Origin of the sequence: Pseudomonas sp. fls2-241-TYG-175 (assembly GCF_030209155.1) — a bacterium.
Lineage (GTDB): Bacteria > Pseudomonadota > Gammaproteobacteria > Pseudomonadales > Pseudomonadaceae > Aquipseudomonas > Aquipseudomonas viridiflava.
Map to the genome: position 1 here is coordinate 1 of NZ_JARVSO010000048.1, position 14,926 is coordinate 14,926.

A 14,926-nucleotide genomic window follows, 5' to 3' on the forward strand; every position below is an offset into this window, starting at 1 on the left:
CACAGCTAAGCGCTTTACCTGTCTTTAGCCAGGTGGGGTTTATGGAGCGCTTACGGTCTACCGTCCCATAAGCCATGTTGCCGTGAAACTCCGTCCCTCCCGCCAGTTTCGAAAGTTCCTGATACGCCTTTCGTGTCGGCCCCTGTGTATCCGAGCGGTCTTCGATAAGATTGCGTCCGTTCTCATAGATGTTGTTAGCCCCATGCGCCATCAGAGGGACTCCAAACACGAGGCAGAGCGTCCCGAAGGAGCCGTAGCACACGGCTACACCGTTAGTGACCTGCAGAGTCCCTGCGAGGATGCCGACGCTTTTTTTACCGATCTCAAGTGACTGCTCTACGAAGCTACGCTGCGTCGTCTCAATCGCCTCCAGCCCCTCATCAACACTCTTCCTGCCGGCCTCCACATCCCGAACAATCCCTTGCGCGTAATAGGCCACGTCCCGATTGAACTGCAGCCTGAGCGTCCCGTCGCGGATGTGCCGGGCAGACACCGTACAAGCCTGTCCGGCGAGATGGCCTGCCGCCTCGCTGACCTGCCACAGGTCGTCGTGGCGCCCGGACGACCGTTGCCTCTCCGGCAGGCTCATTCCTCTGCGATCCACGAGGCGTAGCCGCTGGTGTTTCCCTGGTGATGGGTCCAGATGATGTCCCGGTAGCGGATGGCGACATGCTCTTGGGGTTCTGCGTCGTTCTGCAGAATGGCGTGGGGCATGTCGAGTGTCAGGTCGGCGATGATGCCTTCCCGGATTTCAACGGTGTAGAACTTCTCCTGAACGCCTGTGGGCGAGGTGCGATAGAAGTCGACTGTGCAATCAACCGGCTCCCGATTGGCGAGCGCCTGACCGAGCATTGGGGAGGATTTATCGACGTGTTTGGTGATGACGACCGGTCGGTGAGTGGCGTGCTTGATGTTGTCGATGTTGCTCATGTTATGGGTCAGCGACAGCACCATGATCTCGTCCAGGTGACCCGCCTGACATTTCGCACCCATCGACTCGGGGCTAGAGCATCCTGCAGAAATGAGGCCTTGATCCTTGCCTTTGATGGTCATGTAACCGTGGTTAGCCATTCTGCGATCGTCCTGAAAAAGAGAACGGGCAGTGTATTTTCGGGATCCCGGAATGAATGTAGGACGCGTCTGAAAATGCCTTTGGCGAACAATGCCGACGTCGTGATCCGATCAGACCTAGGAAGCCTTGATTGGCGCTAGTCCTCAACGTCGTAAGAAGCACCCCATAACTTAATCAGATTTGCCTGACATCATCATAAGGCTCCAGTCATTAACGCCCGGATTGCTTTGCGCTCTGATGAACGCCCGAACGCCAACACACTGCGTTCACAGTCGTTCAAGGAAAGCCATGAGCAACGAAATCGAACAGTACCTGCACATCAAAGCCCAGATCGAACAAGCCGACAGGCATGTCGTCGAGACGCTACGACAGGAGCACAGCACCAGCAGACGACTGCAGATGAGCACCAAACGCTTCTGGTCATGCGTGACCGCTCCGCTGTTCCTCGCCGTACTGGTCGCACTCGCAGGCCTGATCGAACCCATGCGCTGGATCTACTACACCAGCTGGGGACTGATCGCGGTTTCGTATGGGGCGCTCTTTGCCTACCCGGTTCTGTGCATCGGGCGTTACCGAGACTCGGTGAGAAATGTGCTGGCTGCACCCTTCGCCGGTCTGGCGGGCATCAACATCAGAACCCGCCTGCTCATCGACGAACAATTCCTGCCGCTCCTGACATCGCTTTCCAGTCATACACTGGCACTCGGCGCGCTTGAACTGAAAAACGAGCGCAGCGGCTTCGAGAGACGCCTGCGTCTGGTCACCGGCGTACTGCAGAACATCGGCATCGCCCCGGGCGTGCTTGCCCTGTCAGCCGGGCTCGTCAGTCTGTACAAAACCCTGTTCGGCATGGGCTCGTTCGCACTCTACCTGGACTGGGTGTTCACCCTGGCGGCAGTCAATCTCTTCCTGTACCTGCTGTGTGGCTACGCCCAGAACGTACTGACCCGCGACGACCGCATGATCGCCCTGACGGAACTGGCGATGGAGCGCAAGAAGGGTTAGCTCGACGCGGGCTGCAAACGCGCAACATCGACTTCCCCACAGCGCGGCTCAGCGCAACGGCTGAACATCCAAACCAGTGGCCGCCAATCTGGACGGCCACCTCATCACACTCACCCCAGCCGAAACACCGGCAATGCCGAACGCCACCACCGCTTGCTCACGTGTCGCGGCGCCGGCTCAGTCTGCATCTGCGGATGAGCCAGCATCAACGGCATGTCCCGCAGCCTGATCCACGGCTCGCTCTGCCAGTGCAACACACTCACCGACAACCCCGGCCATTGCAGCATGCTCAGGTGCGGCGCGTGATCATCAGACGGCACCTCGGCGTCCCGCAGCATCGGCACCACCTCGTGGGTCAACCACTGCCGCAAACCGCGATTCTCCGCGTGATAGTGATGCACCAACATCGCGTAAGCCCCCGACTCACTCACCATCAACTCCGGCTCAGGGCCGCTGTGCTGCTCAAGCGTCATCATTCGGTACTGGTCCGCATCGAGCTTGCGCATCGTGCGCTCGTTCAACGGCCAGCCTATGAGGCGACCGAGATTGCGGGCGCTGAACCAGGGTTGGTGTTCGTAGAGCAGGGCCTTGAGAGGGCGGTTGTGGCGGTGGAAGAGGGTGGGTACGTAGGCGCACGTTTCCGCTTGAAGTTGATGAGCCTGTGCCTTGAATCTGTCGCTGAACATGCTGAACCTCTACAAAGGACTTGGAATGGCGCTAAGACCAACGTAGAGCGGGCTTAAGAAATCCCAACGGAGCGGCTCGGCATTTCTGAGTTCGCGTTCGAATAGAACGAAAAATTCAGAGCTAATGCTGAAGTCACTGTGTCTACGTTGGGTGTTTCTTAGGCACCGGCGGTTAAGATAAACGCGTACTTAACGCTCTGCTATCGGATAGGGGGCGGCGCTAATGTCAGATTTTTCCGTTCGTTTGAGTGGCATTCAGACAGCTCAATCTGATCGTTCCAACGCTCCGGCGTGGGAATGCAGCCCGTGACGCTCCGCGTCACATTCTCGCGCCCTCGCACAATCTCCAGAACGACCAACCCTTTGCTTTACCCGTGCTGGCAATCTAGATACTGTTGACGGAATTTTCCTACAAGGACGTTCCGCAATGCCTTCGCTTAATCAGATTTTCTTCGGTCCGCCCGGTACGGGGAAAACCTACGCCACAGTCGAAGCGACGTTGCAGATTCTTGATCAACCTTTTCTCGCCAGAAATCCGGATGATCGAATGGCTTGGAGAATACGGTTTGTTTCTGTGTTCAAAGCGGAACGTTTTACTGCTTGGCAGTCTTCTAGCTCGTCGACTCCAATAACGGGGCCTGAAGGCCCATCGCTCGTGTGGGATATCCGGTAATGTCTAGAATTTTTCGCCTGCAGAGTCCTGAAGCTGTCCAGGTTGCTATGGATGAATTCACTGAGATGGGACGTGAGGGATTCCTTAAGCGTTACGGATACGGTCAATCGCGTGATTTCCTTGTTCGCAATCCTAAAAACGGTGAACTATGCGATTCCAAAGCTATCGCTGGCGTTGCATACGGCAAGCAGCATCTGAATGAGGAAGCGTTGACTGCTAAAGCTTTTTCGGGCGGAGAGAAAACAGTGGTTCCTACGCTTGAAGCATTGGGCTATGAAGTCATTCGGATCGGGACGGACTGGTCTGAGGCAGAGGTGGATGCTGCTGTAGCTGAGTACTTCAGAATGCTGCAGCTTGAAGCAGAGGAAACTCGCTACAACAAAACCGAGCATAATAGCGCGTTAAGAAAGAAGCTTAACAATCGTACTAAAGGCTCGGTAGAAATGAAACACTCAAATATCAGTGCTGTTTTATCTGATCTTGGCCTTCCCTTTATCAGTGGTTACAAGCCTAGAGGAAATACGCAGCTGTTATTGCGTAAAGCGGTCCAGGCATTTTTGAATGGACACGTCTCCACGGTTTCAAAAATTGTCGATGCACTTGAGGAAGTAAAGACTCCTGGCGAAAAAAACTACAAAGCTGTATTGGTTGAACCGCCAAGCTTTCGTCCGGCGGTAGGCACGTCCAAGACTAAGCGACGAGAAAGAATTCCACGTCGTTTCGACTATGCCGCGCGTGACGAAGCTAACCGCTCTTTGGGGCGTGCAGGTGAAGAATGGGTTGTTGGTTTTGAACAGCATAGACTGACTGAACTCAAACTTCCGGAGCTATTTCAGCATGTCGACTGGGTGTCCGATCGTCTGGGAGACGGAGCGGGTTTCGATATTCTCTCATTCGATCAAGAAGATTTGAAACGCTACATAGAGGTAAAAACGACTAATGGAAATGTTGAAACCTCATTTGTGATTAGCCACAACGAACTCGAGTTCTCGAAGGAGATGGTTGATCGTTTTTATTTATATCGCTTATTTCAGTTTCGCCAAGATCCAAAGCTTTTTATTTTGAATGGCGATATTTCAAAATATTTATATTTAAAGCCTTTGGATTATAGGGCCAGCTTTCGTGAGCAGTTTTCATATTAATTTATTTAAATGGTAGTTGATAATACCTACACTTTAGAAAACGACGCTATATCCAAAATTATTGAGTCGTAAGGTGGGTCCCTAAGCTAGGACCCACCTGTGCTCAATAAAAATCAGCATCTACAGGTAAATCTATAATGGTTACTTCATCCCCGGGTTTGACATATCCTAAGATGTTGTATTCTTGAGGTTGAGCATAACATATTTGAATTTTTGGATTTTCGAGAGCGGCTAAAGCAGCGCCAATTGTCGATATTTTATTATTAAGCGCACATATAATTATATTGTCATTTGGGAAACTGTTTATATGATTAATTAGTATTTTTTTAGTGGTTAGTGGATTGTTACATGAAAATTCAAATTGTAATGGCGAGTCATCTACAAGTTCGTTCTCGATGACATAGTTGAAAATATTTTTAGCGAATTCTCTGTTCGTATTATGGTGTTCTAAAAGCACAGAATCTTTTCTAGAGCCATAACCGATAGACAATCTCGCGGGTTCATATCTAGAAATTACTTCCATGGCGCGATCTGATTCAAATCCCGCCATGATGATCAAATGAAGTTTTCTGGATGGAAGCATCATCCCAGGAAAGCCCAATATAGATCGGATGTCAGATATGCCTCTGCTAAGCCATTTTGAGTTGTTGTCGGTGTTATAACTATACTCTGAGGCCGTGGTATAGATTATCGTAGTTTTTTTAAATAGATTTTCACTTGCCAGAAGGCCGATAATCGCAACTAATAGCTCGTGAGATAATGACGTTATGTCCAGTATAATATCTAGCTTTAATACTTTAAGGTTTTGTATTTCTTCTTGTAGTCGGTCTATAGTGTTGATGAGTGAGTGTGAGTTTAAGCCTATTAATTCACGCGTTTCTTTAGTCTTGGATATGAAGTCTTCATGGTAGTTCGTTTGAGGTGTTCCGGCCCTTACAGGGTTAAGTATTCCAATAGTCTTCTGCGGAAGATCTTTTGCTAAGTTTTCAACTGCGCACAAGCTACGTTGGTCGAATCCTAAGCCAATCAAAAGAGCAAACTGACGCCCGGCAAATTCTTCGTTTAGCAAGTTTAATTTTATTTTATGCATTGTCGTTATCTCCTAAAAGTGATAGCTGTGGAGACTCTGCTAGTGTATTACTTATCCCTTGTTTGCGTAAACGATTAACAAATTTGTTAGGCCTTTCAGATATCTCAAGTAAAAAATCATTTTTGAGGGAGAGATATCCGGAAAATCCTATAGGGTCTAGCTTGAATGCGGGAGCTAGTCTTCGAGATAATACGTAAAGCTTCGTACGTCCCATGCCGCTTTTATTACCTGTGGTGTCAGCGTAAAGATAGCCATACTTTACACCCATTTTTATTATTTCTTCAAGCTCTAGACTGGGTGTGTCGCTGATGATAAATGAAAACAGTCTTCTTTGAGAGGCTTTTTCATCCATAATATGGGCTTGGAAAAGAGAGCCTAATCCTTGAATTAGATTTCTGAGCCGGTCGATATTGCCAAGATCTGATGTTATGTCTGGATCATTCTGAACCTCACCTCGCATTTCATCGAACTTGTCTATTAGCAATTCATCCGATTGTTTACGAATTTCATCATCTTGGATTGCGGCGGAAATATGCGTTACTAAGTTTCCGTCATTATACTTAACCTGGTCTGCGAACATTCGTGCAGCTGGTTCTAGAAAAAACCTAATTATCCCTGATGATATATGGATTAACTGTTCAAAGCCCGCGTACTTATAGTTTGAGCCTTGCTTAGATATTCCGGATAAGCGTCGGATATACTCTGGTCTCGCGGCTCTATATGCATCATCACCTGCACGATAACCACCGCTAGAGCTGTCGCCCCAGCTATCTTTTAACTCGGAAGAAATATCTTTAATTGCTTTCTCCTGGTTCTCATCAACAGGGAAAAAAGCCGAAGGCTTAATATCTCCATACCCACTTCTTCTCAATCTTTTTTGGACTATCTTTTCAATTAGCTTAGGGTAGTTTTCTTTTAGTGATCCGGTGTAGACAGAAGTAAAGTTTATCTCGGAATAGTCATGCGGTGCTTCAATTTTTATTCCAGAAGACGTCGAGTACGTTTTGTAACCCAGTTGTGTAGATATTTTGAGAGATAGCACATCCGTGCTTCTATATGATACCCATGTATTTAAGACTTTGGTCTGCTGCAGTGTCAGATTGTCAGCATCATCCAAAAGCAGAAAGACCGGACAGTCTGGAATTATACCAGAATCTCTCAAGCCTTTTATTACCGGTTGCAATACATCTTGAAAGCCTAGCAACGGGCCGGTGTAAGGCAGGTAGTCTTTTGAAAATGCTCTCCGTTTAATATAACTAACCGTCATAGCCTGTAACATATCAAATATTTCAATAATTTGAGAAATGCTTGATATATTTTCGTTGTTCGTCAGATCTTTTGACCATCCTACGTATTGGAGTCTTTTAATTAGAATTGATTTAGAAAAGTTATGAATGTTTTGGTTCGTTTGAGATGCTTCAAGATGGGGTATGCAGTTTGACAGGATTGATACAAACAATGCGCTTAATATTTTCGTTGCTAAAACATGTTCTGATAGTATATATCCGCTAGGCTCACTTTCAATTCGAGAGTATTCAGCGGAATTAATCTCTGTAGCCTTTATAGATAAGTATGCTCCGTAAAACGGTAACTCATAAAGCGAGCAGTTTCTTGTAATCCGCTGTGCGTCAGGAGTCATCATTTTAAGCATCATACTTTTACCGCTGCCTCTGTGGCCGTGTAAAAATTGATGGCCACTCAACTGTAAGTTGTCGTACTCAGCATACGGTACAAATAGATCTACCAATTCCTCTGCTGTCAGATTTTCGGGCGTTTTCACCGAGAAAGGATTGGTTTTTATTTCGGATGACTGAATGTTCAAATTTAAATCCTTTTAGTGATTTGAATATTTTTGTGAGAGAGCAATTCCGCTATGCTCTATCAACTGTTCCCTTAAGCTTTTAGTGCTCTTGTCAGGGTAACCGGTATCGATCAAATCAGGTACTCTGATCGACTCAATCTGGTCATGATGATCGTCAACAATGGTTATCTTTGCTCGAATTGCTTCGACTGCATAAATTCCTCGGGTATACATATTGCAGTATTTTCTTTCCCGATTCATTTTCTCTAGACGATCAAGTATTTCATCTATTAGGTAAACCGAGTCTATTTCTTTGTCGCCGTCTTTTCTAATGCCGCAACCCCAAGGTTTGCTTACATGTTCTGTTTTAAGTTCGAACTCAACTCTTACGGTTTGCTCTTTAGTTGCATATTTTGATCCTTTTATGGCAGCCGCATACTTGTGATAGACTTCACTTTGAGGTGGTAATATTCCATGCTTCAATAGGTAGCGAGCTGCTCTCCCGCTATGCTCACATATTTCGTCAGCAAACCTTAATGTGGCTGCAATAAGGCGCGGTCTTATTTCAATATTCGCTATAGTTTCCGTGGTGTGTAATTCACCAATCGTATCTTTATTTCCATTTATATAGCCACCATGTGATTCGGCGATTTTTGCTATTATTTTCAGTTCCGATGGATCACCTCCTACCAAAGCCTGATGTTGTAAAAGGAAGGGAAAACATTTTTTTTCATGATCGTCACGCCCATGGATGTTGCCTACGTCATGAATGCGAATGGCCACCAATAGTACATATAGCTCATAGGGACTAAGTACGGACCATGTGTCGATATTATCTTCACTAGCTCCCAGCAAATCGCCTGCATAGCGCACTACTTCGTCAAAGTGCTCAGAGTTGTGTGCTGTATAGTAGCCGTGAGCTTCAGAGTTTACTGCTAATCCAGTATCGACTTGTGGATAAATATCTACGCGTAGCATATTTACGAAACCACAGTACTGAGTATAGTAGTTGTTAGGCATTCTTGGAAACTTTGAGGTTTCACTACTTTTTGCTATGAAGATTTTTTCAAGAAGTTGAGGGTTGGTTAGAGTACTCATGTCGCAGCCCTCAGCATATCAAAAACAGCTTTTGCAAGGATTGGGGGCACAGCATTCCCTACTTGTTGCTGTTGAAAACCTATAGATCCGTAAAATTTGAATGCGTCTGGGAAAGACTGTAAGCGTGCAGCTTCTCTCACTGATAGACCTCTATCCTGCCATGGATGAATTAACATGTTTTTCCTAAAATTACCAATTACCACCGATGGCTCGTCTGCTTTTAATCTTCGGTAGATTCCTGTATGGCAGCGGGTCGCATCTTTATAGTTCTGCATAAGTGCTAGAGGGATATCTTCCCAGTTTCCACCTTGCGGAATGTGCTTATATCGCTCTATAATGTGTTTCGCATTTTTTGTTACTATATTGTTCCAGCATTCTTTATTATTGTTGCGTATTAGTTTTGCATAATCAGACTTTGGTTTTCTTGAGTAGCCAAGAAGATCTCGGGTGTCACCATTCTCTAATAGTGGCAAGTCCTCAATGGCCTCTTGAACACTAACTCTTTTAAATGACACTGCTGGCGGCGCCGTTAAAGTTATGCCATGCAGAGATCCTATGATAAATAGGCGGTTTCTCCTTTGGGGCACTCCGTAATCTGCTGAATTAAGTACGAAATGACTAGTGGCGTAACCAGCCTGTTTGAAACCATCCAAAACTTTTTCTAAAAAATAGCCGTTTTCAGTCTCAATTAAACCTTTAACATTTTCAAATACTACCCAGTCCGGTTTTGTTTCCTTAACAATTCGCAAGTACTCTTCAAATAGCCAGTTGTTTGGGTTTGTCGTACTTCTATTTTTTTGGTTTGAAGTTGAAAACCCTTGGCATGGTGGCCCTCCAAAAAGTACCTTTAATTCATTGCCAATAATTGGCATGTCTTTAGATGATACATCCTTCACGTTTTTGTGAATTAGCACGGTCTCAGGATGATTGCTTTTAAAAGTCTTTATTGCATTGGAGTCTATTTCTACCGCAAAGCGTACGTTGATGCCGCTTAGCTGTGCTCCCGTTGACATTCCACCAGCCCCGCAGAACAGATCAATTCCTAGCACGTCCGTCACTTCTCAAAAAATTAGTCCGTTAACATATGCCGAATCTCTACCTAGGAAAAAGCTATCAGAAAGGCACTGTTAAAAAAAGATATTATCGCATTTAAATGAAAAAAAGCCTCATAGAGGCTTTTTATATTGCTATAGCTTTAATCCCAGCTCAACGCCCCACCTGTCTGATACTCGATAACCCGAGTCTCGAAGAAGTTCTTCTCTTTCTTCAAGTCCATGATCTCGCTCATCCATGGGAACGGGTTGGTGGTACCTGGGTACTCTTCCTTCAAACCGATCTGGCTCAGGCGACGGTTGGCGATGAACTTGAGGTAGTCCTCCATCATCGCTGCGTTCATGCCCAGTACGCCGCGCGGCATGGTGTCACGTGCGTATTCGATTTCCAGCTGAGTGCCCTGCAGGATCATCTGCGTGGCTTCTTCTTTCATCTCGGCATCCCACAGGTGCGGGTTTTCGATCTTGATCTGGTTGATCACGTCGATGCCGAAGTTCAGGTGCATGGATTCGTCGCGCAGGATGTACTGGAACTGCTCGGCGACGCCGGTCATTTTGTTGCGACGGCCCATGGACAGGATCTGGGTGAAGCCGCAGTAGAAGAAGATGCCTTCCAGAACGCAGTAGTAGGCGATCAGGTTGCGCAGCAGTTCCTTATCGGTTTCGACGGTGCCGGTTTCGAACTTCGGATCGGAGATCGAACGGGTGTACTTCAGGCCCCAGGCTGCTTTCTTCGCGACCGATGGAATCTCGTGGTACATGTTGAAGATCTCGCCTTCATCCATGGCCAGCGATTCGATGCAGTACTGGTAGGCGTGGGTGTGGATCGCTTCCTCGAAGGCCTGGCGCAGAATGTACTGGCGGCACTCCGGGTTGGTGATCAGGCGGTACACGGCCAGTACGAGGTTGTTGGCAACCAGCGAGTCGGCGGTGGAGAAGAAGCCCAGATTGCGCATGACGATGCGGCGTTCGTCGTCGGTCAGGCCTTCCGGGTTTTTCCAGAGGGCGATGTCGGCGGTCATGTTGACTTCTTGCGGCATCCAGTGATTTGCGCAACCGTCCAGGTACTTCTGCCAGGCCCAGTCGTACTTGAAGGGTACGAGCTGGTTCAGGTCGGCGCGGCAGTTGATCATCATCTTTTCGTCAACGGCAACGCGAGCGCTGGCGCCTTCGAGTTCGGCCAGACCTTCAGCGACGTCCAGTGCATCCAGCGCCTTCTTGGCGCGGACCAAGGCTGCGGAGTCGTTGGCGGTGACGGCACGTGCTTCCTGGGCCGCTGCGCCACCGGCGCTGTCGAGGCGGTCCATGTTGGCTTCGTTGGCGTGACCGGCGTTAGCCGCTTTGGCAACTACTTCGCCGTCTTCTTTATCGAATTCGTCCCAGCTCAGCATGGTGATGAGGCTCCCGCTTGAGGATCGCCGTAGCGACCTTGGTTAGATTTTAAGGTGTGAAGTGCCCACGTCGTCAGGTCGAAAACGCAGATACTGAAATTGAGGCTGTCTTTGATGCCGCGATTGACCGGTTATGAGCGTGTCGGTCGTCCGTTCGGTTTGCTGCCGTGGCAATGCCCTACAGGCGAGCAAAGCGAGTGATCTGGATTGCTTTGAGGTGATGCAATTTTGCTGATGCAAATTGTCATTCGAGTACCCTGAAGCGAGCGCGGGATTATACAGATTTTGCCCGGCACTTGTTGAACCGAAAGTAGATTTCGGTGGGTGATTCACGCTTTTTTCTCGCAGGCTTCAGCATCGGTTTACGCATTGCTGAGAGCCGCATGAAATTCAGCTGAATCCCTTATCTAGTGTTTTTTACATTTCGAAACGCAGCATATAGTGCCTGCCGGTTTTGGGCAACAGGCTGCGTTGTCGCACATAGGTCCGGTTTTCACCGATGCGTAATAGGTAGATTTCCTGCGCATCGCGGCTGCTGGGCTTCTTGGCGTGATGAGATATTTGAGGGGATGATTGGCGGTCTTTTTCGGCGCTGATTTTAACTGCGAATTCATGCGGGAATCGACGAGCGGTGTATTGGCGCCTTTCAGTGTTTCTTCAACACAGACTGTATTTGCGCGCAGCTTTAGACCTTGTTTTTTCAGACCCAATGGGACGCAGAGCGTCACGGGCGGCATGCCAACGCGGAGCATTGGCACGATCACATAATCGAGTTTATCCAGCGCAACAAAAAGCCCCTGAAAAGGGGCTTTTTGTTTACTGCCGTACTGGGCTCAGACGCTCAGCCTTATTGGCAAGCCTCGCAATCCGGCTCGTCAATGGCGCACGCCTTTGGAACCGGTGCCGGACCTGCCGGTGCGGCTTCGGTCGGGCGCGGGGCGGTGATGGCCGAGTCGTCCGGGCCGTGGCCGCCGCTCGATACTGCATTGAGCTTACCGGTGTTGACGGTCGACTTCTCGGTGCTGGTCGCAGCCAAGGCACGGAGGTAGTAAGTGGTTTTCAGACCACGGTACCAGGCCATGCGGTAGGTCACGTCCAGCTTCTTGCCCGATGCGCCAGCGATGTACAGGTTCAGCGACTGAGCCTGATCGATCCACTTCTGACGACGGCTTGCCGCGTCGACGATCCACTTGGTGTCCACTTCGAAGGCAGTTGCGTACAGCTCTTTGAGCTCCTGCGGGATGCGCTCGATCTGCTGCACCGAACCGTCGTAGTACTTCAGGTCGTTGATCATGACCGAGTCCCACAGATCGCGAGCCTTGAGGTCGCGAACCAGGTACGGGTTGATCACGGTGAATTCGCCCGACAGGTTCGATTTCACGTACAGGTTCTGGTAGGTCGGTTCGATCGACTGCGACACACCGGTGATGTTGGCGATGGTGGCGGTCGGTGCGATGGCCATGATGTTCGAGTTACGGATACCTTTCTGCACACGGGCACGTACCGGTGCCCAGTCCAGGGATTCCTTCAGGTCGACGTCGATGTACTTCTCGCCACGCTGCTCGATCAGGATCTGTTGCGAATCCAGCGGCAGGATGCCTTTGGACCACAGTGAACCTTGGAACGTCTCGTAGGCGCCACGCTCGTCGGCCAGGTCGCAGGACGCCTGGATGGCGTAGTAGCTGACCGCTTCCATCGAGGAGTCGGCGAACTGCACGGCAGCATCGGAACCGTACGGGATGTGCTGCAGATACAGCGCGTCCTGGAAGCCCATGATGCCCAGGCCGACCGGACGGTGGCGCAGGTTGGAGTTCTTGGCCTGCGGCACGGAGTAGTAGTTGATGTCGATGACGTTATCGAGCATGCGAACGGCTACGTCGACAGTGCGCTTGAGCTTGTCGGTGTCCAGTTTGCCGTTGACGATGTGGTTCGGCAGGTTGATCGAGCCCAGGTTGCAGACAGCGATCTCGTCCTTGTTGGTGTTGAGGGTGATCTCGGTGCACAGGTTCGAGCTGTGAACCACGCCCACGTGCTGCTGCGGGCTGCGCAGGTTGCACGGGTCCTTGAAGGTCAGCCATGGATGGCCGGTTTCGAACAGCATCGAGAGCATCTTGCGCCACAGATCCTTGGCCTGGATGGTCTTGAACAGCTTGATCTTGCCTGGGTATTCGGTCAGCGCTTCGTAGTACTCGTAACGCTCCTGGAAGGCCTTGCCGGTCAGGTCGTGCAGGTCCGGTACTTCGGATGGCGAGAACAGGGTCCACGGGCCGTCATCGAAGACGCGCTTCATGAACAGGTCAGGGATCCAGTTGGCGGTGTTCATGTCGTGGGTACGACGACGGTCATCACCGGTGTTCTTGCGCAGCTCGATGAACTCTTCGATGTCCATGTGCCAGGTTTCCAGGTAGGCACAGACAGCGCCCTTGCGCTTGCCGCCCTGGTTGACTGCTACAGCGGTGTCGTTGACCACTTTCAGGAACGGCACGACGCCTTGCGACTTGCCGTTGGTGCCCTTGATGTAGGAGCCCAGCGCACGAACCGGCGTCCAGTCGTTGCCCAGACCGCCTGCGAATTTGGACAGCATGGCGTTGTCGTGGATCGCGTGGTAGATGCCCGACAGGTCATCCGGCACGGTGGTCAGGTAGCAGCTGGACAGCTGTGGACGCAGGGTGCCGGCGTTGAACAGTGTCGGGGTCGACGACATGTAGTCGAAGGACGACAGCAGGTTGTAGAACTCGATGGCGCGGTCTTCACGAGCCTTCTCTTCGATGGCAAGGCCCATGGCCACGCGCATGAAGAAGATCTGCGGCAGTTCGAAACGTACGCCATCCTTGTGGATGAAGTAACGGTCGTACAGGGTCTGCAGGCCCAGGTAAGTGAACTGCTGATCACGCTCGTGGTTGATCGCCTTGCCCAGCTTCTCGAGGTCGAACTCGGCCAGCACAGGGTTGAGCAGCTCGTACTTGATACCCGCAGCGACGTAGGCAGGCAATGCCTTGGCGTACAGGTCGGCCATCTCGTGGTGCGTGGCGCTTTCGGCCACTTGCAGGAAGCTCAGGCCTTCGGCACGCAGGGTGTCCATCAGCAGGCGGGCGGTCACGAACGAGTAGTTCGGCTCACGCTCGACCAGCGTACGGGCAGTCATCACCAGCGCGGTGTTGACGTCTTTCAGCGCAACGCCGTCGTACAGGTTCTTCAGGGTTTCGTTCTGGATCAGGTCGGCGTCGACTTCAGCCAGACCTTCGCACGCTTCGGTAACGATGGTGTTCAGGCGGCCCATGTCGAGCGGCGCGAAGCTGCCGTCAGCGCGGGTGATGCGGATCGACGGGTGAGCCTGGACTTCGTCTTCCGGTGCACGAACGGCACGCTCCTTGGCGCGCGAGTCACGGTAGATGACGTAGTCGCGGGCCACTTTCTGCTCGCCGGCACGCATCAGGGCCAGTTCGACCTGGTCCTGGATTTCTTCGATGTGGATGGTGCCGCCCGAAGGCATGCGACGCTTGAAGGTGGCGGTGACCTGTTCGGTCAGGCGGGCAACGGTGTCGTGGATGCGCGACGAGGCGGCAGCAGCGCCGCCCTCAACTGCAAGAAACGCCTTGGTGATGGCAACGGTGATCTTGTCATCGGTGTAAGCGACGACAGTGCCGTTACGCTTGATCACGCGCAGTTGACCAGGAGCGGTTGCGGACAGGTCCTGCTGGGCCTGGCCTGACAACGGCGCAGTGGTCGGCGAGTTCTCGCGAGTTGTGTCTGTTTGCATGGGTGTCTCCACGTTCTTTAAGTTTGTTCGGGCATCGCTGCCCACCTTTCCGTTTTGTGACAGTGAGTCGCCAACCGGACGACTCAATGACTCCAAAACGGAGGTGGAGGCGGGTTTGGCCGCTTCCGGGTTTTGAAGTCAAAAAGGGACTGGGTC

The 14,926-nt window shown here is 50.6% G+C and carries 11 protein-coding genes and 1 pseudogene; 3 read left to right on the forward strand and 9 right to left on the reverse strand.

Features of this window, described 5'->3' with window-relative positions:
* Together QRN20_RS24580 and QRN20_RS24585 are read right to left on the reverse strand one after the other, a co-directional pair.
* Positions 1-589, reverse strand: a 589-nt coding sequence (locus QRN20_RS24580) for a DUF4225 domain-containing protein (RefSeq protein ID WP_285361437.1), incomplete at its 3' end; no start/stop codon positions are given.
* Positions 586-1,071, reverse strand: coding sequence for an Hcp family type VI secretion system effector (locus tag QRN20_RS24585; protein ID WP_122424061.1), 486 nt, complete (start codon positions 1,069-1,071; stop codon positions 586-588). The genes QRN20_RS24580 and QRN20_RS24585, both read right to left, overlap by 4 nt.
* A 289-nt stretch (positions 1,072-1,360) precedes the next feature.
* On the opposite strand from QRN20_RS24585, the gene QRN20_RS24590 reads away from it, so the two are divergent.
* A complete protein-coding gene (locus QRN20_RS24590) occupies positions 1,361-2,077 on the forward strand; it encodes a hypothetical protein (RefSeq protein ID WP_285361439.1) in 717 nt (238 codons plus the stop codon).
* A 110-nt stretch (positions 2,078-2,187) separates the two neighbouring features.
* Here the strand turns inward: QRN20_RS24590 and QRN20_RS24595 are convergent, their stop codons facing one another.
* Positions 2,188-2,763, reverse strand: coding sequence for a BRO-N domain-containing protein (locus QRN20_RS24595; RefSeq protein ID WP_285361441.1), 576 nt, complete (start codon positions 2,761-2,763; stop codon positions 2,188-2,190).
* Positions 2,764-3,190: 427 nt separating this feature from the next.
* Here QRN20_RS24595 and QRN20_RS26980 point away from each other — a divergent pair.
* Both QRN20_RS26980 and QRN20_RS24600 read left to right on the forward strand, forming a co-directional pair.
* A pseudogene (locus tag QRN20_RS26980) lies at positions 3,191-3,382 on the forward strand (McrB family protein); the annotation flags it as partial.
* 53 nt (positions 3,383-3,435) lie between these two features.
* Positions 3,436-4,578, forward strand: coding sequence for a protein NO VEIN domain-containing protein (locus QRN20_RS24600; RefSeq protein WP_285361443.1), 1,143 nt, complete (start codon positions 3,436-3,438; stop codon positions 4,576-4,578).
* Between the two features lie 103 nt (positions 4,579-4,681).
* Here the strand turns inward: QRN20_RS24600 and QRN20_RS24605 are convergent, their stop codons facing one another.
* The 6 genes from QRN20_RS24605 to QRN20_RS24630 all read right to left on the reverse strand — a co-directional run bounded on the left by QRN20_RS24605 (position 4,682) and on the right by QRN20_RS24630 (position 14,770).
* The gene (locus QRN20_RS24605; RefSeq protein ID WP_285361445.1) at positions 4,682-5,668 is read right to left on the reverse strand and encodes a hypothetical protein; all 987 of its coding nucleotides are present in this window, start codon (positions 5,666-5,668) and stop codon (positions 4,682-4,684) included.
* Positions 5,661-7,490 (reverse strand): ORC-CDC6 family AAA ATPase, encoded by a 1,830-nt coding sequence (locus tag QRN20_RS24610; RefSeq protein WP_285361446.1) that lies wholly within the window; start codon positions 7,488-7,490, stop codon positions 5,661-5,663. The genes QRN20_RS24605 and QRN20_RS24610 overlap by 8 nt, the downstream gene beginning before the upstream one ends.
* A 12-nt stretch (positions 7,491-7,502) precedes the next feature.
* Positions 7,503-8,567, reverse strand: a complete 1,065-nt coding sequence (locus QRN20_RS24615; RefSeq protein WP_122531780.1) for an HD domain-containing protein — start codon at positions 8,565-8,567, stop codon at positions 7,503-7,505.
* Positions 8,564-9,616 (reverse strand): DNA cytosine methyltransferase, encoded by a 1,053-nt coding sequence (locus tag QRN20_RS24620; protein WP_122446225.1) that lies wholly within the window; start codon positions 9,614-9,616, stop codon positions 8,564-8,566. The genes QRN20_RS24615 and QRN20_RS24620 overlap by 4 nt, the downstream gene beginning before the upstream one ends.
* 146 nt (positions 9,617-9,762) lie before the next feature.
* Positions 9,763-11,010 (reverse strand): ribonucleotide-diphosphate reductase subunit beta, encoded by a 1,248-nt coding sequence (locus tag QRN20_RS24625; protein ID WP_029242457.1) that lies wholly within the window; start codon positions 11,008-11,010, stop codon positions 9,763-9,765.
* An 847-nt stretch (positions 11,011-11,857) separates the two neighbouring features.
* Positions 11,858-14,770, reverse strand: a complete 2,913-nt coding sequence (locus QRN20_RS24630; protein WP_004887321.1) for a ribonucleoside-diphosphate reductase subunit alpha — start codon at positions 14,768-14,770, stop codon at positions 11,858-11,860.
* Positions 14,771-14,926: the final 156 nt, after the last annotated feature.